We start from the raw sequence: 23,127 nt of genomic DNA, 5'->3' as shown, positions 1-23,127 counted from the left end.
TCTGGAAGAATGACCCTAAAGTATGGTATTATTTCTAAAGAATTGTTTATTTATTTAAACTTTTTGTATGGTAGTCAAAGGAGGAATTAAGATGGCCAACCATGGATTAATTGTTGGTCTTGATGTTGGGACTAACACGATTAAAGTGCTAGCAGCGGATGTTAGAGATCAGCAGGCGAATATTGTCGCGGTTGGTCGATCGGTTGCGCACGGTGTAAAGAAGGGCGTCGTTGTGGATATTGATGCAACGGCGACTGACATTCGTCAAGCAGTAGCACAAGTTAACGAGCAAACTGAACAGCCAATAACTGAGGTTGTTGCCAGTTTACCTGCAAGCAACATTCAAATTCAACATGTTAAGGGGACTGTAACAGTCAAAGATAGTCAACATATTTCGTACGAGGATGTTGCTAATACTGTGCAGGAGGCAATTAAAGTTCAATTGCCTGCAGATCGTGAAGTGGTTGAATTAATTCCGACTGAATTCGTTGTTGATGATTTTGATGGTATTCAAGATCCAAATGACATGGTAGGAATGCGTTTAGCAATGCAAGGAATTGCTTATACCGCACCACGAAATGTCATGGGAAATTTACGTTTGGCCATTAACAAGGCTGGACTACAGCTTCGTGATTTTGTTTTGGCACCATTGGCATATAGTAAGACATTATTAGATGATGGTCAGCAAGAATTTGGCACAATTATATTAGATATGGGTGCTGGACAAACTTCAGCTACCGTTGTTCATGAACATCAATTGAAGTTCTTATCATCATTTCCAGCAGGAAGTGACAATATCTCACGTGATATTAGTGCTGTTCTTGAGGTTGGGTTACACGATGCCGACATGTTAAAACTTGATTCTGGTTTTGCATTGTCTAATTTAGCAGAAGAAGATAATCAACTTGTTATTAAAAAAGTTAGTGCGGAAGAACCAGAACAAGTTTCAGAAACCTTATTAGCACAAATTATCGAGGCACGTGTGACACAAATTTTAGGAAAATTAGGTGAAAAATTAGACTTAGTAGGTGCTTTTCAAATGCCTGGGGGAATTGTCGTGACTGGTGGTGGTGCTGCTTTACGTGGCATGACTGAAGCCATTCGTGATACTTATAAAGTTCAGACAAAATTATTTGCGCCTGATGATATTGGCTTGCGTCACCCTGGTTATGCGGGTGCTTGGGTATTGGTTCACTATGCTGCGCAACAAACACCAATTCAACTTATTGTTAAGCAAGCTTTGTATGGCTTGCCACTTGTTGTACTTGGTCAGCCAAATATGGGTGAACAAGTATCTCGTGATAAGCGAAATGAAAAGAAAAGACAAAAAGTTGAACAACAAAGACAGCGAGCTGCTCAGATGGAAACTGAAGTAGTCGAGTCGGCTGAAGTAACTGAGAAAGAACAACCTAAGAAGAAAAATCGTATTAAGGATTTCTTTGCGGAGTTCTTTGACTAATTCATAAATTAACAAAAAAGGAGCTCAATATGGATTTGCAAATGGACATGAACCAAGAATATGGTGCCACAATTAAAGTTATCGGTGTAGGTGGTGGCGGTGGTAATGCTGTTAATCAAATGGTAACCGATGGTGTTGAAGGTGTTGAATTTATTGTTGCGAACACTGACGCACAAGCACTTGATCGTTCAACAGCAGAGAATAAAATACAAATCGGTTCAAAGGCAACTCGTGGGCTCGGTGCCGGTGCTCGTCCAGAAGTTGGTGAGGCAGCAGCCAAAGAGAGTGAACAAGAATTAACGGAAGCACTACAAGGCGCTGATATGGTCTTTGTGACTGCAGGCATGGGTGGTGGAACTGGAACGGGTGCTGCGCCTGTCATTGCTAAAATTGCAAAAGATTCTGGTGCACTTACCATTGGTGTTGTCACACGTCCATTTTCTTTTGAAGGACCAAGACGTGGTAAATCTGCAGCTGAAGGACTAGCGAAATTAAAGGAGAACGTCGACACATTAATTGTTATTGCTAATAACAATTTGTTACAAATTGTTGACAAGAAGGCGCCAATTATGGAAGCTTTCAAGATGGTCGACGATGTTTTGGAGCAAGGTGTTTCTGGTATTTCAGATTTGATTACAAAGCCGGGAATTATCAATTTGGACTTTGCTGATGTTAAGACTGCCATGGCAGGTCAAGGAACTGCCTTGATGGGAATTGGTTCAGCATCTGGTGAGAATCGTGCAGCTGAAGCAACCCGCAAAGCGATTGCTTCACCGTTGTTGGAAGCTAAAATTGAGGGTGCAACAAATGTCTTACTATCTGTTAAGGGTGGCTCTGACATGTCTTTGTTTGAAGCACAAGAAGCTTCTGAGACCATTGCACAAGCTGCTGGTACAGATGTGGATATTATTTTTGGAACGACCATTGATATGGAAATGGAAGGTGATTTGGTGGTGACAGTAATTGCAACTGGCATTGATCGTCCACAGACACCACGCCCTGAAATTAATTTGGGTTCAAAGCAACAAACAAGTCCATTCCAAGCAGTATCTGAACAGCCTGTACAGCAGCCACAAGCACAACAACCAGTTGTGAATAATGATCCATTTGCTGATTGGGGAACACCTTCGGACCAAGTACAAACACCACAGCAAAGTGCGCCTGTAGAGTCCGCTGCACCATCACAGCAAAGCGCACCCTCTCAACCAAGTTCATCTGACGAAGAAATTGAGCGTCCAGCTTATTTTAATTGGATGAAGCGCGGTGATAAGTAAGGAGACTGGTCATGGCATTTAAATTTAAGGATTACATCTTTGGTGTTGACGATAATTACTATTATGAGGATGAAGACTCAGAAGGTAGTAAAGAAGAGCAAAAAGCTAATTTTAGTGAACCAAATAATAATGCCACTCGTCCAACAAATGAGCGACGTGCTAATGTTATTAAAATGGATGGATCAAGAGATGATCCGGCAAAAATAGCTTTGTATGAGCCACGTACATATGCAGATGCACAAACAATTGCGACACAACTACTAGGTGGTGAAGCAGTCATTGTTAATCTAGGATCAATTGATGAAAATACGGGTAAGCGTATTTTAGATTACTTAGGTGGTACCGCATTTGCTGTTGATGGCACAATTGAACGAGTTGGTGAAAGAATATTTTTAGCAACCCCACATAATTTTGAGATTTCTGGTACGATTTCTCAAAATCTTGGGCAACAATTTAATTAATAGGTGGTAATATGTTAACAATCCTTGGAATATTAGGCTTGCTACTTCGAGCATTAGAATTTGTGATTGTCATATGGGTCTTAATGTCTTGGTTGCCTGGTGCACAACAATCATCAATTGGACAAGTGCTAGGTAAAATAGCAGGATTAATTTTAAACCCATTAAGACGCTTTATACCAACCGTTGGTATTTTAGATTTCACACCTTTAATTGGGTTGATTCTTTTGCAAGCAGCAGAAATGGGATTGCAAGCTATTGCTCGAACAATGATATAGAGAAGATTATGGTTGATAATGTAGCACAACATTTCCGCCCTAATGAAGCCACGTTTCTAAATTTAATGGAGGGCTTGGTTCGTCAGGTATTGGATGAATATCGTCCAGTCTTGACGAATTTTTTGAACCCAAGAGAATTTTATATATTAACAACTTTGGTTAATCAACGAGACGATTTGAAAATATTTCAGGCGGGTGGTTATCCCAATGCCGAAAACCAGCGTGTCATAATAGCGCCAAGCTATTATGAACCAACCGTTGACGATTTTGATTTAATGTTAGTTCAGATAAAATATCCAGAGAAATTTGCAACACTGCATCATAGTACAATTTTAGGAACTTTCATGCATAATGGTATTGCGCGTCAAAGTATTGGTGATATTATTAAGGGTGAATCAGAAACGTGGTATTTCGTTGCAACAAAGGCAATTGGAACATTCATAATAACCCACTTAGATCACATTGGTAAATCTAAGGTACGATTTGAAGAGGTTTCTGCAACTGAAATTGTTGCTGTTAATGATGACTGGACATTAATTAACACAACGGTTAGTTCTTTACGACTAGATAGTATTGTCGCAAATGGGTATAATATTTCTAGGAACCATGCAAAGCAAATGATTGAACATGATTTGGTTCGTGTGAATTGGACTGACATTAGTAAGCCTGATTATATTTTAGCGGTTAATGATTTAATTTCTGTTCGGCACTATGGTCGATTAAAAATAACAGAGCTGAATGGTTTAACAAAAAAAGATAAATGGCGCATAACAATGGCTATCATTAAAAAATAGATTGGAGACATCTCATGACATTGACCCCACAAGAAATTCATGCTAAAGAATTCACAACTAGTCGTAACAAATGGTACGATAAGTCAGAAGTGACTGACTTTTTGGATCAGATTGTGACTGATTATGATGCCTTGATGCAAGAAAATCAAACATTGAAAACGCAATTAGCAGAGGCAGATGCGAATGCTAAGCAAGTTGAAGAAATGAAACAATCAGTTAACTCATCAATTTTGATTGCGCAAGAAGCTGCAGATCGTTTGAAGAAACAAACAGAGGCAGAGGCAGAGGCAACTTTGCAACAAGCACAAGCTGAAGCGCAAAAAATTGTGATGGAGGCAAATGCAAAGGCAAACGCATTATTGACTGATTCACAAACTAAAAATGAAGCACTAGTTGCTGAAAAAGAAGGCTTGGATAAAGAAATGGGTGCTTTCAAGTCTAAGATTGAAGGTTTGTTGCGTGCACAATTAGATATGGTTCAAACAGATGAATGGGCTGCGTTCCAACAACCTGCGACGTATCAAGAGCCTTCAGCTACGGCTGGTTCAGCAGCGGAACCTGTTTCAGAGGCAGTATCTGCCGAGGAAGCTGAAACAGTTGTTATTTTCCCTGAATCTAGTGAAGATTCTGAAAATTTCTTGAATAAAGATAATTAATTGGGTATTATAGATAACATAATGATTCTGACCAAAAAATATGATTTATTCTAATCAGCGACTTAGGGATTGGTGAAAGCCTAAGATAGTAACGGATTATATCTATCAGCAGAAAATTAATACACATACATGTTGAAGAGGCGGTTTATCATTGATAAATCGTAAATTCGGGTGGTACCACGGTTAAAAACGTCCCGCATTAGTCATTACGACTAATGCGGTTTTTTACTAACTGTTATTTGATAATTAGTATGGGTTGATGAAAGGGAATGCTCATGAAAATCAAGCAAACATTAAATCTAGGAAAAACCAAATTTCCAATGCGTGGTAATTTACCACAGACTGAGTTACAACGTGAAAATATTTGGTTTGAAAACAAAGTCTATGAACGTCGTCAAAAATTAAATGAAGGTAAGCCATCATTTATGCTTCATGATGGACCACCATACGCAAATGGGAATATTCACATTGGTCACGCAATGAATAAAATATCAAAAGATATTATCGTTCGTTATAAGTCAATGAATGGTTATTATGCACCCTATGTACCTGGTTGGGATACACATGGCCTACCAATTGAGCAACAATTAACAAAAGCCGGTAAAGATCGTAAAAAAGTTGGACCAGTGATTTGGCGTAAAATGGCCGATGAATTTGCGCATAAACAAGTAAAAAAACAAATGGCTGATTTTAAGCGCTTAGGCGTTTCAGGTGATTGGGATCATCCATATTTGACTTTACAGCCAGAGTTTGAAGCTGCTCAGTTACGTGTTTTCGGGGCAATGGCTAAGCGTCAATTAATCTATCGCGGTAAGAAACCTGTCTTTTGGTCATGGTCGTCAGAGTCTGCATTGGCAATGGCTGAAATTGAATATCATGATGTGACTTCAGAATCAGCTTTTATTTCAGAGCAAATTAAAGATGGTAAAGGATTGCTTGATCAGGATACTTATTTCGTTGCCTGGACAACGACTCCCTGGACTGTGCCTGCTTCACAGGCTTTGGCAGTGCATCCAGACTTTAAATATGTGCAAGTACAGCCAGCAAATACAACAAAGAAATATTTGATTGCTGAATCATTATTAGGAACATTATCTGAAAAGTTTGGCTGGGAAAATCCAACAATCTTAGCAACTTTCGAAGGTAAAGAATTAGAATATATGGTTACAAAGCATCCTTATATTGATCGTGATATTTTAGTTGTTTTGGCAGATTATGTTACTGATGATACAGGAACAGGACTTGTTCATACTGCGCCTGGTTTTGGTGAAGATGACTTTATGACTGGTCAAAAATATGATATTCAACCAATCATGAATGTTGATGATCGTGGTTATTTAACTGCTGAAGCTGGTACTGATTTTGAAGGTGTCTTCTATGAAGATGCTAATGAAATTTCATTACAAAAGTTGCGTGACGTAGATGCCTTAGTAAAGTCTGAACCAATTACACACAGTTATCCATTTGATTGGCGAACAAAGAAACCAGTTATCTTCCGTGCAGTTCCACAGTGGTTTGCATCAATTGACAGTTTCCGTCAAGAAATTTTGGATGCACTAGATGATGTCACATTTAAGCCTGATTGGGGTAAGAAACGGCTATACAACATGATTCGTGACCGTGGAGATTGGGTTATTTCACGTCAACGTGTTTGGGGTGTGCCATTGCCAATCTTCTATGCTGAGGATGGCACAGCGATTGTTGATCCAGCCATCATTGATCATGTGGCAGATTTAGTCGCTGAGCATGGATCAACGGTTTGGTTTGAACGTGAAGCAAAAGAATTATTACCTGAAGGATATACAAATGAACATTCACCACATGGTGAATTTACTAAGGAAACTGACATTATGGATGTCTGGTTTGATTCAGGTAGTTCTCATCAAGGTGTTATGGCAACCAGACCAGAATTAGAATTCCCAGAAACTTTAGTTTTGGAAGGTTCTGATCAATATCGTGGTTGGTTTAATTCTTCACTAATCACTTCAGTTGCGGTCACTGGTAAAGCTCCTTATAAACAAGTTGTTTCACAAGGGTTTACACTTGATGGTAATGGCGAAAAAATGTCCAAGTCAATTGGTAATACGATTGAGCCAAATGAAGTGATTAAAAAGATGGGTGCAGAAATTATTCGTTTATGGGTATCAACAGTTGATACATCAGCTGACGTTCGTGTTTCAATGGATATTCTAGCGCAAACTTCTGAGACGTATCGTAAGATCCGTAATACGATGCGTTTTCTACTAGCAAATACGACTGATTTCAATCCAAATAAGGATGCAATTGCTTATGCGGACTTAACAGCTGTTGATCAATATTTCTATGCACGTTTTAACCAATTAGTTGGTGAAATAAAGGCTGCGTATGATGCTTATGATTTCCAGTTAGTTCACAAATTATTAATTAATTTCATTAATGTTGATCTATCGGCATTCTACTTAGATTTTGCCAAAGATATTCTATATGTTGAAGCACCTAATGGGTATCTTCGTCGTTCATTGCAGACTGTTTTGTACAAAATTGTTGTTGGTTTAGATAAGTTAATGCTACCTATCTTGCCACATACAGCAGAAGAGATTTTTGAGTATTTACCATATGAGACAGAAGATTTTGCTTATCTAACAGATATGCCTAAAGTTGAAGATTTAGGTGATACGGCGGCCCTATTTACGAAGTGGCATGCGTTTATGAATCTACGTAATGCAACAAATAAAGCGCTTGAGGTTGCTCGTAATGCCAAATTAATTGGTAAGCCAGCTGAGGCAGCATTAACATTGTATCTAACAGCAGAACAAGCTAAAATGGTTGCCTCATTAGGTCAAGATATTCGTGTGTTGTTACTTGTGTCACAACTACAACTTGCTGATGCATCTGATGCACCGGCTGATGTCACAGTATATGATGGCTACCAAATTAAAGTTGATCATGCCGTAGGTGAGGTTTCACCAAGAGATCGTATGTACCATACTGATTTAGGTGCTGATCCAGATTTCCCAATGCTATCAGCACATGAAGCACAAATTGTCCGCGAAAACTTCCCTGAAGCTCTGGTTGAAGGGTTAGAATAACGATTGAGCGATTAGAACTTTGTTTCTAATCGTTTTTTTGATTATAATGAATAGTAACGACTTAGAAATGAATTGGAGAATCACGGCATGACAAAATTATATTTTATCCGCCACGGAAAGACTTTATGGAATGCCGAAGGGCGATTTCAAGGGTCCGGAGGCGATTCACCATTGTTACCAGAATCAATCGAGCAAATTGCAGCGCTCGGTAATTATTTGAGCCAAATATCCTTTGCACATGCCTTTTCAAGCCCTATTAAGCGGGCGATGGATACAGCTGAACAAACATTGGCTTATTTGGTAGAAAAACCGCAATTAACCATTCAAGAAGGTTTAAAAGAATTTTCATTTGGTATATGGGAAGGGAAGACTTTTGCTGAAGTAAAGGAAAAGTGGTTACCGATGTACGAAGCATCACGACATCATCCAGAAAAATTTGATGCTCATCAGGTACCTGGAGCAGAAAGCTTTGAGGCAGTGCAACAACGTTTTAGACAAGCTGTCTATGAAGCTGTGAAAAATTATGGCGGCCCAGATGTTAATTTGATTTTCTTTAGTCATGGTGCCGCGTTAACTGCTGGTATGGGTGGATTATTAAATATCCCGTTGGCGCATTTACGTGATCGTGGTGGGTTAGGCAATACAAGCACATCAATTCTTGAAACAACTGATGGTATCAATTATACAGAATTAGTGCGTAATGATACGAGTTACTTACATGTCACAATGAATGTATCAAATACAATTTAAATACAGGTGGAACAATAAATGACGACAGGTGATGATAAGATACAAAAAAATATAACATTATTAGTGAAAGATATTTCAAAAAATCCTAGTCACTGGCAGGCATATGTTGATTTGGTAAATGCACTGATAATGGCTAATAATTTAATTGAAGCTGAGGAGTTAGTGCTTAAAAGTCTGACACTTTTCTCAGAAAATGCTGAAGCACAACAAGAATTATATTACGCTGCTGGGACCGTTTACTACACGGCGGCTGATTACGCGCGTTCAACGATGTTTTTTAGTAAAATAACAGATGAACAATTAAAACATGATGCCACAATGATGCAAGCACAATGTTTTTATGCACAAAATAAGTTTAAACAGAGTTTAGCTTTTGCATTAACAGCTGTTCAACAAAATGCACAAGATTTACGTGCGCAAGTCTTACTAGGCAATATTTGGTTGAGTCTGGATAATCGTGAATCAGCAAAGCAAGCATTTGATGCGGCACTGGCGTTAGATGATCAAGACTATTTTGCTAATTTTGGTAGAGGTGTTGTCGATGCAACAATATCAGTTGTCAATAATCGTTGGTTGATCAAAGCAAAAGAAATTAATCCAAAGCAATACGATCTAGATGCAAACCGATTGGACGATTTAATTAAAGTGATGTTGGGGAGCCAAAATGATGAATCAAAACCAGACTGATCTTTTTGATAATAATGAGATGTCTCAACCAAGTGTGATCGGGCAAATAGCAACGATTGTTTTTTCAGCGCAAGATTCTTTTTATAAAGTATTACATGTTAAAATTTTGGACAAGAACTTTGAATTTGATGATGATGAACTCACGATAACCGGTAATTTTGGAGATGTTCAGATTGGGGCAAGCTATGAATTTAATGGTCAGTTAAAAGATCATGCGCGTTATGGTATGCAATTTGTAGCGAATAATTATCATCGGCAGGCAACAAGTTCTGCTTCAGGATTAGTTGCGTATTTTGCTAGTGAAAAATTTCCAGGTGTTGGTAAGGCAACTGCCAAAAAAATTGTTGATACACTTGGAGTCAATGCGATTGAGTTAATATTAGACAATGCAAAAGTACTTGCTAATGTTGATATTAATGAAAAATTACAACAAGTTATTGTTAATCAATTAGCACAATCTGACGGTATGGAGCGAGCAATCATTGCATTAAATGATTACGGGTTTGGCTCTAATTTATCAACGACAATTTACCAAAAATATCAACAAGAAACTTTAACGATTTTAAAAAATAACCCATATCAGTTAGTAATTGATATTGATGGTATTTCTTTTCGAAGAATTGATCAATTTGCTCTACAACAAGGCATTGATGCGTTAGATGAACGACGAATCAATGCAGGCGTAATTGCCGCAATTAATGCTAAAACTTTTGAATCAGGAGATACATATATGGTATTACCTGATTTATTAGCAACAACAAAGCAATTGTTAGAACGCGGACAGCAAGTGACAGTGTCCGATGAACTCATTAAATGCGCATTATTAACATTAACAACACAGGGAATTGTCGTCGCGGATGGTAGTTATTTATATATCAGAGAAATTTACGAAGCTGAGAATCAAATTGCAAAACAGCTGATTGATTTGGCAAAAAGTCAACATCAAACTTATTCGCGTGAAGTTGTCGTTAAATTTTTAAAAGAAGTTGAATTGGCCAATAATTTTAAATATGATGCAACGCAGCGCGAAGCAATCGTTGCGGCGTTAACAAATCAATTATTTATTTTAACTGGTGGCCCCGGTACTGGAAAGACGACAATTATTAGTGGCGTTGTTGCCACATTAAAAAAATTATTACGTGAAGATGGGTTAAAATCAGATGAAATTGATCATAGTGTTCATTTAGCGGCACCAACTGGTCGTGCTGCAAAACGATTACAAGAATCAACAGGGATGCCCGCTAGTACAATTCATCACCTTCTGGGAATTACTGGCCGTGAAGCGAATATTAATGATGTTGATATTGAGGAATTAACTGGTCGTTTGTTAGTCATTGATGAGATGTCGATGGTTGACACACAATTATTTGCAACGTTATTATCGGCAGTACGCTCAGATATGCAAGTTATTTTAGTTGGTGATAAAGATCAATTACCATCAGTCGGACCTGGTCGTGTGTTTTATGACTTATTAGCAAGTGGCTTACTTAACTATCGCGAATTGGAAACAATTCATCGGCAAGGTAAGGGCTCGACGATAATTGCTTTGGCAAATGATGTTAAAAATGGTCGCTTACCAGCTGATTTTAAGGAGAAAAAAATAGATCGCTCTTTTTTTGAAACGGATTTATCTCACGTCGCAACACTCGTTGAGAAGGTTGCCATGAGTTGGCAAAAAAAGGGGCATACAGTGACTGATATGCAGATATTGGCACCAATGTATCGGACACAAGCGGGTGTCAATCATCTGAACGAAGTCGCTCAAAATATTTTTAATCCTTTAACTAAAAAAAAGAAAACAATTCAGGTTAAAAAGGGTGATTTATCAATTGATTATCGTGTTGGTGATAAGGTGATGCAGACAACAAATGATCCTGAAAATAATGTCTTTAATGGGGATATTGGTTACATTACAACGATCCTATTAGCAAAAGATAAGGCAAATACTGATAATAAAGATACTATTATTGTTGCTTTTGATACTGGTGAGGTAACTTATACAAGGGAAAATTGGCAACAATTAAGTTTAGCTTATGCAACGACGATTCATAAATCGCAAGGAACAGAATATAAATTAGTGATTATGCCACTGGTTAATGCATTTTCGAGGATGTTGCAACGGAATTTATTATATACCGGGTTAACACGAGCACGTGAATCCTTGGTGTTACTTGGGCAAGAAAGTGCTTTTCAGCAAGCCGTTTTAACAACCGGTGTCAATCGACGCACGACACTACAAGCGCGAATTATGCAGTATGCAAATCAACAAGAGTCAAATGGACAAGTGTCGGTTCAAACAGATTCTAAAAAAGTCGGTTCACAGGACATACAACCACAACAATTAGATGTTGCTGAACAAATGGTAACGACAGTTGATAATGTGAGCAAAGATTATATACTAACAATGGCTTTGATAGAAGACGGTAATATTGATCCAAATATTGGATTAGATGGTATGACACCAGCCGATTTTATGCACAGTTAAAGAGTAAGAACTGGTCAATAGATAAATTATATGGTAAAATAAGACGATAAATTTTCGAAAGAAAAGGGGTTTCTGAAATGTCAGGACATAGTAAATGGCATAACATCCAAGGACGTAAGAACGCCCAAGATGCGAAGCGTGGAAAAATTTTCCAAAAGTTAGCACGTGATTTGTATACGGCAGCAAAAGCTGGTGGTGCTGATCCAGATTCAAATTCAAGTTTACGCTTAGTAATTGATAAAGCGAAGGCTGCCAACATGCCTAAAGATAATATCCAACGCGCTTTGGATAAAGCTTCAGGGGCAAATGCTGCTAACTATCAAGAGTTAACTTACGAGGGTTATGGACCAGCTGGTATTGCAGTTTTAGTTGAAGCATTAACAGATAATACAAACCGTACTGCTTCTTCTGTCCGTTCATCATTTAAGCACTTTGGTGGCGAGTTAGGTACATCAGGTTCAGTTTCTTTCCAATTTGATCGTAAGGGATATATTGAAATTGAACGTGATGAGGATGATGACATTGATGAAGATCAATTGTTTGAAGATATGTTGGATGCTGGTGCAGATGACATGAAGACATTTGATGATCAATTTGAAATTTACACAGATCCAAAAGCCTTTCCTGAAGTTCGTGATGCATTGGCAGCTAAGGGTTACAAATTTAGTATTGATGAAGTAACTATGGTAGCTCAAAATCCAATGGCTGTTCCAGAAGATAAGCAAGAATCACTAGATAATCTTGTTGCTGAGCTTGAAGATAATGAAGATGTTCAAGCTGTCTTTACAACAGCTGAATAATGAGAAGAACTTGTTTTAATCAACAAGTTCTTTTTTAGTTTAAAATTTATATTGACTATTAAGTCAATTAGGAATAATGTTGAATCATTGTTAATAAATTAAGGTCGTTAACGTGTTTTGCCACAGACTGAAGCAGAAACTAATCATTAGATGATTTCGATTATTCTTAAATCGAATAGACTGGTCATTAGTTCGTTGAGTCATGTTGGCAAGTAACGCTAACATGACTTTTTTAGGGAGAAGAACTTATTATGTTGGAACGTTTCTTTAAGCTATCGGAAAACAATACAACTGTAAAAACCGAAATTATTGCTGGTATTACAACTTTTGTTGCCATGGCTTATATTATCTTTTTAAATCCTTCGGTACTTTCGTTAACCGGCATGCCTAGCCAAGGTGTATTTTTAGCAACAATTTTAACTGCTGTAACAGGAACATTGATTACGGGTTTATTTGCTAATTTGCCATACGCGTTGGCACCATCAATTGGTATGCAAGCGATGTTTACTTATACCATCGTTTTTGGTTTAGGGTACACATGGCAGCAAGCATTGGGAATGGTGTTTTTAGTTGGTTTAGTTGATGTTATTATCACATTAACAAAAGTTCGATCATTGATTGTAAAGTCGATTCCAACACAATTAAAGCATGCAATTGCCGCTGGTATTGGTCTGTTTATTGCCTATATTGGTCTGAAAAATGCAGGTTTTATCAATTATTTAGTGAATGCTGAAAACATTATTTCATTAAACAATGCACCATTTCATGGTGGTGGCGCAAAACCATTGAAACTTTGACCAGTGGTGGTAGCACAACGCCAGAAATTACAACATTTACACAACCAGCAGTTTTGTTAGCATTAATCGGTTTGATTATTTTGGTATTATTGGTTGTTGCAAATGTGCCAGGGGCTTTTTTAATTTCAGTATTTGCAACAACGTTAATTGGTATTCCAATGGGTGTTACCAATACGCATGTTGAAGGATTGGCATCGTTTTCTAAGACGTTCCGTGATTTTGGCTCAATTTTTGGCCAAGCACTTGGTCCAAATGGCCTTTGGTCTATGTTTACATCTCCTAAGAATATTTTAATTGTTATTTTAACAGTTTTTTCAATGGGATTATCTGGTCTTTTTGATGCAATTGGGACATTTATTGGTACGGGTATCTCAACAGGCATTTTTTCAGAGAAAGATCAAAAGGAATTCTATGAAAACAAAGGCTTTAAGTCAAAGATGGATCGTGGCTTAGTTGCAGATACATTTGCGACTATGTTTGCTGGTATTTTGGGAACCTCAAATACGACGACCTTTATTGAAGCCTCTGCAGGTATTAAAGCAGGTGGTCGTACTGGATTAACTTCAGTGGTCATTGCGATAGGATTTATACTATCGATTATTGCTGCACCATTGGTTAATGTCATTCCAAGTGCAGCTACTGCACCAATCTTGGTTGTTGTTGGTATCTCAATGATGAATGAGTTTAAGGCAATTAAATGGGATGATATTGAAGTCGCAATCCCAGCATTCTTTACGTCAGCATTTATGGCATTCTCATACTCAATCTCATATGGAATTGCTGCTGGTTTCATTTTTTATGTATTGATTAAGAGTGTTAAACGTAAATTTAACGAAATTAGTATTATTCTATGGTTAGTGTCAATTCTGTTTATTTTAAATTTTGTTGTAATTGCCATTGATTGATCAAAATTAAATAAAAGACATATTTACAATGTCTAATATACCTTTCTGTCGTGTTGAATCACACAATAATGGTATGTTAGGCATTTTTTGAATGGACATTTTTGGTAAACTGACGTCCTTATTATTGTGAGGAGGTGAGATAAGTGAAGATACAAGCGGTTTTTTATGAAATGTTAGGTCAAGCTGCAAAGTATCATGCAAGTGATATTTATATATTACCAAGTCAAAATGGCTTTGAAGTTACTTACTATACGATGAAAGGGTTAAATAAATTACGTACGCTTGATCAGGAAAAAGGTGAGTCACTTATTCGCCATATTAAATTTTCAGCGCATATGGATATTGGAGAAGTTCGTCGACCACAATTAGGTCGATGGCATTACTTACTTGATAAGAAGTCGCTACATTTACGTATATCGAGTGTGGCTGATTTTTTAAATCGCGAATCTGTTGTCATTCGCTTGATTTATGCTATTCAAGATAATGTATTAACTTGGCGTCCTCAGCAGAAAATAAATGAATTACAGCATGTTTTGAAAATGACTCAAGGTTTGGTGTTAATTGCTGGAAAAATGGGATCAGGTAAGACAACAACTTTATACCATTTAGCAGCCAATTATTTAAAAAATCAGATGGTTTTGACAATTGAAGACCCGGTAGAAATTATTGAACCACAATTTTTACAATTACAGGTTAACCATGCAGCAGAAATGGATTATCCGACATTATTAAAATTGGCTTTACGTCATCATCCTGATGTTATCATCATTGGTGAAATTCGCGATGCAAAGACAGCGCATATTGTTGTTCAAGCGGCCTTAAGTGGCCATTTAATTTTAAGCACAGTTCATGCCATGTCAGTTATTGGTATCTGGCATCGTATGCGTGCGTTTGGTATTTCTGCAGAACTATTAATGCAAGTTTTCATTGGGTTAGGCTACCAACAAATACAGTCAGAAGCGCGCCAAATCTATGCGAATTTAGACGTCTTTAGTGGTGAAGCATTAGTAGGATTATTGATGAGGTTAAATAATGAATCAGAAACCAAAATGGTCACGGAAACAGCAAACTGAATTTTTAGAAAATTTGGGTCAACTCCTCCAAGTTGGTTTTGATTTGGAAAATTCCTTGAAAATGTTACAAATTTTATTAAAATTACCCCCAAAAAATATGCAATCTATTTTGTCGAATTTGTCAGCAGGGACTACTTTTGCGGAAGTAATGACACCTTATTTACACCGTGAAATTATTTGTCAATTAGAGTTTGCTGTTGTGCATGGCTGTTTGAGCAGTTTATTGCAAGAATTGGGTAGTCGTGAACGCCATCGATTAGCACAATATAAAAAAATACGTCAAATATCATTGTATCCAATTATTTTATTTATTCTGCTAGCATTAATGTTAGTGGCCTTTGTCATTTTTTTGTTACCCGAGTTTCAAACGATGGGGATCCGCTTTACGACAATTGTGACAAATTTTAATTATTGGTGGTTTCTAGGTGTATTGATGACATTACCATTATTTTTCGTTTGGTATGTTATTAAACAATCTTGGGAGAAAAAAATAAAAATCATGATGAAATTACCAATTATTGGTAAATTGTCAACATTAATGATTGAGTACTATATTTGTTTACAATTGGGGCTATTGTTAACTAGTGGTGTTGATTTGGCAACGATCGTTGAACGAGCACACAAAAAATCACGTGAATCTCTTGTTGGTTACATTGGTCATAAAGCTTGGCAAGCTTTGTGTGAAGGACAAGATTTAAAAGGCTTTATTTTATCTGTAGATTTATTACCAAAAGAATGTGCACTACTATTTGCACTTGGGCAGACACAAGAGAATATTAGTAAAAATTTTCAATTATTGGCGAAACGAAAATTTGAATTATGTGATGAACTGACTCAAAAATACTTAACGTTGATTCAGCCAATTTGTTTTTCAATTATTGGCATTGTCATTATTGGTTTATATTACTTAACACTTGTACCGTTATATCAAAATATGGGAGGCATTGTGCAATGAAAAAAACACTCAAGAGTCGACGAAAAGGATTTACGTTAATTGAAGTCGTGACAACCCTATTTATTATTGGTTTATTAGTTGTATTGATATATCCAAATGTTGCTCATATTCGGAAGAATGCAGAAGAAAAGCAACGTTCAGCACTTATGAACACATTACAAAGTCAAATTAATATGTATAACATTACTCATGATGACAATAACAACCAACCAATTACTTTAGCGACATTAGTAAATGCAGGTTATCTGACCAATACACAAGTACAACAAATGACAAAAGCACATTTTGACATCAAAGGAGATAAGGTTGTACAAAGCAAGTAAATTGACACGGTCAGGTATGACACTAGTAGAAAGCTTGATTGTATTAGCCATTTGTCTAACAATATCAATTCCTGTGGCCGTTTCTAAGCATGTTGAAAAGCGAGATTGGCAAGTGGTAAAAAATGAATTTGAAACTAGTTACATTACGGAACAACGACTGGTTCAGTTGGGTAAACAGTTTTGTTTTCGTATCTATGGTGATGATAATACGTTGTGCATTGGTCATAAATGCATTGTATTACCACCAGGATGGTATGTAAGTAATGATGTACGAATCATATGGCAACCATCGTCAGTTACAGCAGGTACGATTCGATTTATTAATTATAAGACACGACAACGCGGTGCGTTAATTTTTCAGGTTGGTGGAGGTACTTATCGATTTACAACGTAAAGGTTTTTTACTAATGGAAGCAATGGTTGGATTAATGATTGTTGCTGCAACGGTGACAATTATAAGTGCGACAGTCGAATCTTTCAGGATAAGATCAAAAAGTAATGAACAAGCATTGCTTATAATGAAACAAAAATATTATCGGGAACGACAACTATGGTTAGTAGGCGAGGATTTACGTTAATTGAGTGCCTTGTAGCGTTGATGATTTTTAGTAGTATCCTTTTAACGTTTTCTATCGCTTCAAGGCAAGTCCAACAAGTTGTTTCGCAACAATTTAATGGTATACAATCTTTACGGATGAATCAGTTTATTTCACGTTTTGAAAATGATGGACACTATTATAAAGTTACTGACATGACAAAGCATACATTGACTATTGCTAACTTGAAAACACACAAAAGTTATCAATTTGGATTATGGGGACATTGTTTGTGCTTATATCGTCATGATGGTAAATTTTTATCTTATATGTTAGAAGTAAAACAAGTAAATTTTAAGAAAATAACAGCACATTTATATCAAATAACATTATGCTTTACAAATGGAAAAGTGTTTAAGGAACAATTATATATCAATGGTTAGGAAACGGCGAGCAACTATTTTAATACAAACGGCAGGTTTAAGTATTTGTTTGTTACTAAGCATCTCTTTTTGGGCAGTTAGCCAAATAAAATATCAAATTTTACAACAACGTGAATATCAATTTTGGTATAACCAATATCAGGCAGTGCATTATATACGTACGCAAAAGAAAATTACTATTGATAAACGATTATTTGTGTTGCCACGAGTTGTTAGTATTTATAATGGTTATTACTCGGTAAAGGTTACAGAATTGCATACGGTTCAAGTACCTCAAAAAAATAAATAGTGACTTTATCTTGTCAGCACCTAAGAAACTGGCTAAACTAGTTTCTAGAATGGAAGATGAGGTAACAACATGTATGAAGCAGTAGAAACTAGTGTGAAGAATTTACAAGCAGCACAACAGCAGTTAGTGGACTTTGTTGATATCGCATCGATAGAAGCCTTAATTATTTTATTTGAAGTGATGTTGGATCAATCAGAAGATGATTGGCAACAGTTAACAGAAGCACAACATAAAATCGTTTTAGCAAAAATAAAATCTGCAAATTTTGATCAATTAACACAATCAGAAAAGCGACAAGTCTTGCAATTTTTACTAGTAGGGACAATCCATCAAGATGGATTACAAGCAAATTACCAGGTAACGCCCGATGCAATTGGCATGTGGGTTGCATTTATTGCTGATAAATTCACAACTAGTCAAAAACAAGTTGTCTTAAAAGATATCGTTTTAGGAACTGGAAACTTATTAGCAACGACTAGTCAGGCGTTAAAAGCTGCAGGCAAGCAAGTTAAGAATATTGGTTTAGAAAATGATGACACAATGTTGACAGTTGCTAGTGGAATTGCAGCATTATTGGAAGAAAACTGGCAAATGACATTGACTGATAGTGTTGCGACGCCAATGACAGAAGATGCTGACATTGTTATTGGTGATTTACCGGTTGGTTATTATCCAAAAGAAGTTTCTGAAAACTTTGTAACTAAAGAACAGAATGGATTAACTTTTGTACATCATTTGCTAATAGAACAAAGCGTGCGTGGACTAAAACCAGGTGGATTAGCTATTTTGACTGTGCCATCAAATTTATTTGAAAGTGCGCAGAGTAAAAACTTGTTAAGTTATTTACAAATGAATGATGTTTATTTACAAGGGTTAATTCGTTTACCCAATCAATTATTTAAAGATCCAAAAATGGGAAAAATAATCTTGTTATTACAGCGTTCGGGTAATCAAGCACAACAGGCTAAGCCAGTAATGTTAGCACAAACACCAGAATTAGAAAATGAATTAGAAAATAAACAGTTTGTGATGGATTTGACAACTTGGATGAAAGAAAATCACTTATATACAATGTCAAAATGATGGCGCATTCATGCCTTGATACTAACGAATGAGCCGTTTTTATGATATACTGTTTTGAGTTAATAATGTATTCCGTTAGGAAAGAGGAGATAAGTATATATGGCTAAGACAATGGCGATTAATGCTGGATCATCATCACTAAAGTTTCAATTATTTGAAATGCCAGCAGAAACAGTGATTGCAAAGGGACAAGTAGAACGTATCGGTATGAGCGATGCAATTTTTACTTTGAAGTACAATGGGGAAAAAATCGAGCTTGTACAAGATATTGCCGATCATGAAGCAGCAATTAATTTGTTACTTGATCAATTGAAAGCCCACGAAGTTATTAAAGACCTTTCAGAAATTACTGGTGTTGGACATCGAATTGTTGCTGGTGGTGAGTGGTTTAATAAATCAGTTATTGTGGATGACGAAGCCCTTGACAAGATTGAGCGTTTAGCAGCATATGCACCATTGCATAATGCTTCAGAGGCATTAGGTATTCGCGTCTTCCAAAAGTTACTACCTGACGCATTGTCAGTTGCCGTATTTGATACAGCGTTCCATCAGTCAATGCCTAAGAAAAACTATCTATACGCATTACCATATGAATATTATACAAAGTATGGTGCTCGTAAGTATGGTGCACACGGAACGTCACACTTGTATGTTGCGCAACGAACTGCAGACTTACTAGGTAAAAAGTTGGAAGACTTAAAGCTGATTACGTTGCACTTGGGAGCGGGTGCTTCAATCACTGCAATCAAGGACGGTAAGTCGTTTGATACTTCAATGGGATTCTCACCATTAGCCGGTGTGATGATGGCCACTCGTACAGGGGATGTTGATCCGTCATTAGTTTACTACATTCAAAACCGTGAAGGCTTGTCAAATGACGAGATGCTTGATATTTTGAACAAGAAGTCTGGTTTATTGGGTATTTCAACACTTTCTTCAGATATGCGTGACTTGGAAGAAGTTGAAGATACAAATGAGCATGCTGCTCTTGCAATTGAAATGTTTATTGATCGTGTTGTTCGTTATATTGGTCAATATTATGTTGAATTGGGTGGCGTTGATGCCTTGACATTTACAGCAGGTATTGGTGAAAATGCTGCTAATATCCGTGAAGAAGTCATTAAGCGTTTAGAATTCATGGGTATCAAGCTTGATACAGAAAAGAATGAGTCACGCGATGATGAAGTTATCATTTCAACAGAAGACTCATCTGCAGCTGTTCTAAAAGTTGCAACAAACGAAGAAGTTGTGATTGCGCGTGATGTACAAGCGTTACAAGCAAAGAACAACAAATAATAATTTAAAAATCAGAGCTATGATAGTGAAGGGCACTTCAACTTCATAGTTCTGGTTTTTTATTTCGTAAAAAAGCGAAAGCATATTAGGTTGATGACATGAATTCTGGTAAAATAAAAGATATGAGTAACTACTTTAAAGAAGGGGGAGTCTAAGATGTATGCACAAGTAATTGTTGATGTGCCAACAATGCAAACAAATAGGCCATATACGTATCATCTACCAGATACCCTTTCAGAAACAATTGAACCTGGGATGCGTGTGATTGTGCCCTTTGGTAAAGGGAATCGTTTGGTACAAGGATTCGTTATAAATGTTCTTACAGGAAAAGTGTCATCATCTCAAAATATAAAAGATATTGTGGAATTAGTGGAATTAGAGCCAGTTTTAAATACTGAATTACTACAATTAGCAAGTTGGGTAGCTGAATATAATTTTGCTTTTCAGATTAGTGTGTTACAAACAATGTTACCTAATGTCATGCGTGCAAAATATGGTAAAGTCTTACGTTTGTTAGATCGTCAAGCATTAGCTGATGACATGCAGCTACAACGTTTATTTGCGGATCGAGATGAAGTACCGTTTGACAGAGATAATGTTGATATATCACTTGTGCCACAACTAATAAAATTACAAAAGCAACACATTCTTGATATTGGGTATGTTGTGAAAAATCGTGCGAAAATAAAAAAAATTAATGTGATAAAGCCGATCAAATCCCAAACATTTTATGAAGAGCAGCGGCAGGCATTACGACCATCAGCAGTCAAACAAGCAAGATTACTATCTTATTTAATGAAGTCTGAGCAAATAGATTTACCTGCTAATCAAGTGATAAAAGAGCATCAACTTGATTATGGCGTGTTGAAACAAGCAGAACTTAAAGGCTGGATCAAGCAAGAACAAATGGAATCATACAGAATTCCAAAGTTACATACCCCAGTCCAACCCAGTAAACCTTTGAAGTTGACTGATGAGCAACAAATTGCTTACCAGTCCATTGCACAAAATATTTCAAAAAAACAAGCAAAAACATTTTTATTAGAAGGTGTGACAGGTTCAGGAAAAACCGAGATTTATTTGCAAGCAATTGCCAAAACACTCACTGAAAACAAAACGGCGATGATGTTGGTACCTGAAATTACACTGACACCACAAATGGTACGACGAGTAAAGGGTCGCTTCGGTGATGATGTTGCGGTTATGCATTCAGGTTTATCAGATGGTGAACGATATGATGAATGGCGTCGTGTGCAACGCTCGGAGGTACATGTTGTTGTAGGTGCTAGATCTGCAGTATTTGCGCCATTAAAAAATGTTGGACTCATCATTATTGATGAAGAGCATGAAACATCCTATAAACAGGATGAAAACCCACATTATCATGCAAGAGATGTTGCACTATGGCGGGCAAATTATCATGATGCAACATTAGTCTTAGGATCAGCAACACCTTCTTTAGAAAGTCGTGCTAGAGCACAAAAAGGTGTTTATGAATTATTAACATTACGTCATCGGGCGACTAACGGCACATTACCGGAAACACAGGTTATCGATATGCGGGAAGCAGTTAAGTCGGCTGGTAATGATATTTTTTCAACGCAATTACTAACAGCAATGAGGAATCGTCTATCAAAAAATGAACAAGTCGTTTTAATGTTAAATCGACGTGGCTATGCGAATTTTTTAATTTGTCGAGAATGTGGTTATACGCCACGTTGTGTTAATTGTGATGTTGCGCTGACTGTTCATAAAGATATTTCCCGGCTCGTTTGCCATTACTGTGGTTATAGTGAAACAATCCCAATAAAATGTAAAAAATGTGGTTCCAGTCATATTCGTCAATTTGGAACAGGTACCCAGAAAGTAGCTGAACAATTAAATGACTTTTTGCCAGAAGCCCGTGTCATCCGTATGGATGTTGATACAACACGAAAAAAAGGGGCTACTGATAAGTTACTTACCAAATTTGGCAATAATGAGGCGGATATTCTTTTGGGCACACAAATGATTGCTAAGGGACTGGATTTTCCAAATGTGACATTAGTTGGTATTTTAAATGCTGATACAACTTTGACGTTACCGGATTTTAGAGCTTCAGAGCGTACTTTTCAGTTACTAACACAGGTTTCTGGACGTGCAGGGCGTGCAGAAAAAGCAGGAACGGTTATTATGCAAACTTTTAATCCAGAACATTACGCAATCCAATTAGCTAAAAATCAGGATTATGAAGCATTTTATCGGCAAGAAATGGTTTTAAGACATACGTGGCGCTATACGCCATATTATTTTACAATCCAAATTAAATTTGCACATGAAAAAGTAAATGAAGCTGCTAAAACGGCTTATAACGTGACTAATTGGTTAAAAGAGGTTGTTGATCAAGAGACAATTATGCTAGGTCCTGCACCAAGTACAATTTCACGTATTAAAAATAAATATTACTATCGTTTAGTGATTAAATATCGGCATGATCAAAAACTGATACAGGCACTAACTGAGTTAATGCAAAAAGGTCAAGCATTACAGCATAAAGGTGTCACAATTATGATCGATCGTGAACCAATGAATTTTATGTAACGATAGCAATCGATTTTGCAAAGTCAATGACTAATTCAAATTAAAAGTCGTGTATCGTTACGCAAGCCTTTTTAAGGCATGATCGTTGGCCAATTTTATTGTGCCACCTTCATACATAACTATGATTAGAGGAGTATA

Annotated in this window: 21 protein-coding genes and 1 pseudogene; all 22 read left to right on the top strand. The window is 36.9% G+C overall.

Going from position 1 to position 23,127, the window contains the following annotated elements:
• The first annotated feature begins 91 nt into the window (after window positions 1-91).
• Window positions 92-1,459, top strand: coding sequence for a cell division protein FtsA (ftsA, locus tag AC3B5D_RS05495; protein ID WP_489841007.1), 1,368 nt, complete (start codon window positions 92-94; stop codon window positions 1,457-1,459).
• Window positions 1,460-1,488: 29 nt separating this feature from the next.
• Window positions 1,489-2,733 carry a cell division protein FtsZ gene (ftsZ, locus tag AC3B5D_RS05490; protein ID WP_489841008.1) on the top strand — a complete coding sequence of 415 codons (1,245 nt, stop codon included), beginning with the start codon at window positions 1,489-1,491 and terminating at the stop codon, window positions 2,731-2,733.
• An 11-nt stretch (window positions 2,734-2,744) separates the two neighbouring features.
• Window positions 2,745-3,194, top strand: a complete 450-nt coding sequence (locus tag AC3B5D_RS05485) for a cell division protein SepF (protein WP_489841009.1) — start codon at window positions 2,745-2,747, stop codon at window positions 3,192-3,194.
• Window positions 3,195-3,205: 11 nt separating this feature from the next.
• Window positions 3,206-3,469: a YggT family protein gene (locus AC3B5D_RS05480; RefSeq protein ID WP_489841010.1), complete on the top strand. Its 264-nt coding sequence runs from the start codon at window positions 3,206-3,208 to the stop codon at window positions 3,467-3,469.
• 8 nt (window positions 3,470-3,477) lie between these two features.
• Window positions 3,478-4,263 (top strand): YlmH family RNA-binding protein, encoded by a 786-nt coding sequence (locus tag AC3B5D_RS05475; protein WP_489841011.1) that lies wholly within the window; start codon window positions 3,478-3,480, stop codon window positions 4,261-4,263.
• 14 nt (window positions 4,264-4,277) lie between these two features.
• The gene (locus AC3B5D_RS05470) at window positions 4,278-4,919 is read left to right on the top strand and encodes a DivIVA domain-containing protein (RefSeq protein ID WP_489841012.1); all 642 of its coding nucleotides are present in this window, start codon (window positions 4,278-4,280) and stop codon (window positions 4,917-4,919) included.
• A 275-nt stretch (window positions 4,920-5,194) separates the two neighbouring features.
• Window positions 5,195-7,987: an isoleucine--tRNA ligase gene (gene ileS / locus AC3B5D_RS05465; RefSeq protein ID WP_489841013.1), complete on the top strand. Its 2,793-nt coding sequence runs from the start codon at window positions 5,195-5,197 to the stop codon at window positions 7,985-7,987.
• Between the two features lie 87 nt (window positions 7,988-8,074).
• Window positions 8,075-8,737: a histidine phosphatase family protein gene (locus AC3B5D_RS05460; protein WP_489841014.1), complete on the top strand. Its 663-nt coding sequence runs from the start codon at window positions 8,075-8,077 to the stop codon at window positions 8,735-8,737.
• An 18-nt stretch (window positions 8,738-8,755) separates the two neighbouring features.
• Window positions 8,756-9,424, top strand: a complete 669-nt coding sequence (locus AC3B5D_RS05455; protein WP_489841015.1) for a tetratricopeptide repeat protein — start codon at window positions 8,756-8,758, stop codon at window positions 9,422-9,424.
• Window positions 9,402-11,909 (top strand): SF1B family DNA helicase RecD2, encoded by a 2,508-nt coding sequence (gene recD2 / locus AC3B5D_RS05450; RefSeq protein ID WP_489841016.1) that lies wholly within the window; start codon window positions 9,402-9,404, stop codon window positions 11,907-11,909. Before AC3B5D_RS05455 ends, recD2 begins: the two co-directional genes overlap by 23 nt.
• A gap of 77 nt (window positions 11,910-11,986) precedes the next feature.
• Complete coding sequence (locus tag AC3B5D_RS05445; RefSeq protein ID WP_489841017.1) at window positions 11,987-12,709, top strand: YebC/PmpR family DNA-binding transcriptional regulator; 723 nt, start codon at window positions 11,987-11,989, stop codon at window positions 12,707-12,709.
• A 251-nt stretch (window positions 12,710-12,960) separates the two neighbouring features.
• Window positions 12,961-14,411 (top strand): annotated as a pseudogene (locus tag AC3B5D_RS05440) (NCS2 family permease).
• Between the two features lie 143 nt (window positions 14,412-14,554).
• Entirely contained in the window at window positions 14,555-15,484 is a 930-nt protein-coding gene (comGA, locus tag AC3B5D_RS05435) for a competence type IV pilus ATPase ComGA (protein WP_489841018.1), read from the top strand.
• The gene (locus tag AC3B5D_RS05430; RefSeq protein ID WP_489841019.1) at window positions 15,444-16,439 is read left to right on the top strand and encodes a type II secretion system F family protein; all 996 of its coding nucleotides are present in this window, start codon (window positions 15,444-15,446) and stop codon (window positions 16,437-16,439) included. Before comGA ends, AC3B5D_RS05430 begins: the two co-directional genes overlap by 41 nt.
• A complete protein-coding gene (locus tag AC3B5D_RS05425) occupies window positions 16,436-16,762 on the top strand; it encodes a competence type IV pilus major pilin ComGC (protein WP_489841020.1) in 327 nt (108 codons plus the stop codon). The genes AC3B5D_RS05430 and AC3B5D_RS05425 overlap by 4 nt, the downstream gene beginning before the upstream one ends.
• The gene (locus AC3B5D_RS05420) at window positions 16,746-17,156 is read left to right on the top strand and encodes a prepilin-type N-terminal cleavage/methylation domain-containing protein (RefSeq protein WP_489841021.1); all 411 of its coding nucleotides are present in this window, start codon (window positions 16,746-16,748) and stop codon (window positions 17,154-17,156) included. Before AC3B5D_RS05425 ends, AC3B5D_RS05420 begins: the two co-directional genes overlap by 17 nt.
• 13 nt (window positions 17,157-17,169) lie before the next feature.
• Window positions 17,170-17,340: a hypothetical protein gene (locus AC3B5D_RS05415; RefSeq protein WP_489841022.1), complete on the top strand. Its 171-nt coding sequence runs from the start codon at window positions 17,170-17,172 to the stop codon at window positions 17,338-17,340.
• Window positions 17,313-17,741: a prepilin-type N-terminal cleavage/methylation domain-containing protein gene (locus AC3B5D_RS05410; RefSeq protein WP_489841023.1), complete on the top strand. Its 429-nt coding sequence runs from the start codon at window positions 17,313-17,315 to the stop codon at window positions 17,739-17,741. Before AC3B5D_RS05415 ends, AC3B5D_RS05410 begins: the two co-directional genes overlap by 28 nt.
• Window positions 17,734-18,030, top strand: coding sequence for a hypothetical protein (locus AC3B5D_RS05405; protein WP_489841024.1), 297 nt, complete (start codon window positions 17,734-17,736; stop codon window positions 18,028-18,030). Before AC3B5D_RS05410 ends, AC3B5D_RS05405 begins: the two co-directional genes overlap by 8 nt.
• A 69-nt stretch (window positions 18,031-18,099) precedes the next feature.
• Window positions 18,100-19,113, top strand: coding sequence for a class I SAM-dependent methyltransferase (locus tag AC3B5D_RS05400; RefSeq protein WP_489841025.1), 1,014 nt, complete (start codon window positions 18,100-18,102; stop codon window positions 19,111-19,113).
• 99 nt (window positions 19,114-19,212) lie between these two features.
• Window positions 19,213-20,409: an acetate/propionate family kinase gene (locus AC3B5D_RS05395; protein WP_489841026.1), complete on the top strand. Its 1,197-nt coding sequence runs from the start codon at window positions 19,213-19,215 to the stop codon at window positions 20,407-20,409.
• Window positions 20,410-20,565: 156 nt separating this feature from the next.
• A complete protein-coding gene (priA, locus tag AC3B5D_RS05390) occupies window positions 20,566-22,989 on the top strand; it encodes a primosomal protein N' (RefSeq protein ID WP_489841027.1) in 2,424 nt (807 codons plus the stop codon).
• The last annotated feature ends 138 nt before the right edge of the window (window positions 22,990-23,127 follow it).

This window comes from Weissella sp. ESL1177 (assembly GCF_058107185.1).
The sequence above is the reverse complement of the archived record's forward strand: the minus strand, read 5'-3'. Positions and strand labels throughout refer to the sequence as shown.

Bases quoted from the DNA above. Each gene is read 5' to 3' on its own strand.
- ftsA (WP_489841007.1), top strand. From the start codon at position 92: ATGGCCAACCATGGATTAATTGTTGGTCTTGATGTTGGGACTAACACG.
- ftsZ (WP_489841008.1), top strand. From the start codon at position 1,489: ATGGATTTGCAAATGGACATGAACCAAGAATATGGTGCCACAATTAAA.
- AC3B5D_RS05485 (WP_489841009.1), top strand. From the start codon at position 2,745: ATGGCATTTAAATTTAAGGATTACATCTTTGGTGTTGACGATAATTAC.
- AC3B5D_RS05480 (WP_489841010.1), top strand. From the start codon at position 3,206: ATGTTAACAATCCTTGGAATATTAGGCTTGCTACTTCGAGCATTAGAA.
- AC3B5D_RS05475 (WP_489841011.1), top strand. From the start codon at position 3,478: ATGGTTGATAATGTAGCACAACATTTCCGCCCTAATGAAGCCACGTTT.
- AC3B5D_RS05470 (WP_489841012.1), top strand. From the start codon at position 4,278: ATGACATTGACCCCACAAGAAATTCATGCTAAAGAATTCACAACTAGT.
- ileS (WP_489841013.1), top strand. From the start codon at position 5,195: ATGAAAATCAAGCAAACATTAAATCTAGGAAAAACCAAATTTCCAATG.
- AC3B5D_RS05460 (WP_489841014.1), top strand. From the start codon at position 8,075: ATGACAAAATTATATTTTATCCGCCACGGAAAGACTTTATGGAATGCC.
- AC3B5D_RS05455 (WP_489841015.1), top strand. From the start codon at position 8,756: ATGACGACAGGTGATGATAAGATACAAAAAAATATAACATTATTAGTG.
- recD2 (WP_489841016.1), top strand. From the start codon at position 9,402: ATGATGAATCAAAACCAGACTGATCTTTTTGATAATAATGAGATGTCT.
- AC3B5D_RS05445 (WP_489841017.1), top strand. From the start codon at position 11,987: ATGTCAGGACATAGTAAATGGCATAACATCCAAGGACGTAAGAACGCC.
- AC3B5D_RS05430 (WP_489841019.1), top strand. From the start codon at position 15,444: ATGAATCAGAAACCAAAATGGTCACGGAAACAGCAAACTGAATTTTTA.
- AC3B5D_RS05425 (WP_489841020.1), top strand. From the start codon at position 16,436: ATGAAAAAAACACTCAAGAGTCGACGAAAAGGATTTACGTTAATTGAA.
- AC3B5D_RS05415 (WP_489841022.1), top strand. From the start codon at position 17,170: ATGGAAGCAATGGTTGGATTAATGATTGTTGCTGCAACGGTGACAATT.
- AC3B5D_RS05410 (WP_489841023.1), top strand. From the start codon at position 17,313: ATGGTTAGTAGGCGAGGATTTACGTTAATTGAGTGCCTTGTAGCGTTG.
- AC3B5D_RS05405 (WP_489841024.1), top strand. From the start codon at position 17,734: ATGGTTAGGAAACGGCGAGCAACTATTTTAATACAAACGGCAGGTTTA.
- AC3B5D_RS05400 (WP_489841025.1), top strand. From the start codon at position 18,100: ATGTATGAAGCAGTAGAAACTAGTGTGAAGAATTTACAAGCAGCACAA.
- AC3B5D_RS05395 (WP_489841026.1), top strand. From the start codon at position 19,213: ATGGCTAAGACAATGGCGATTAATGCTGGATCATCATCACTAAAGTTT.
- priA (WP_489841027.1), top strand. From the start codon at position 20,566: ATGTATGCACAAGTAATTGTTGATGTGCCAACAATGCAAACAAATAGG.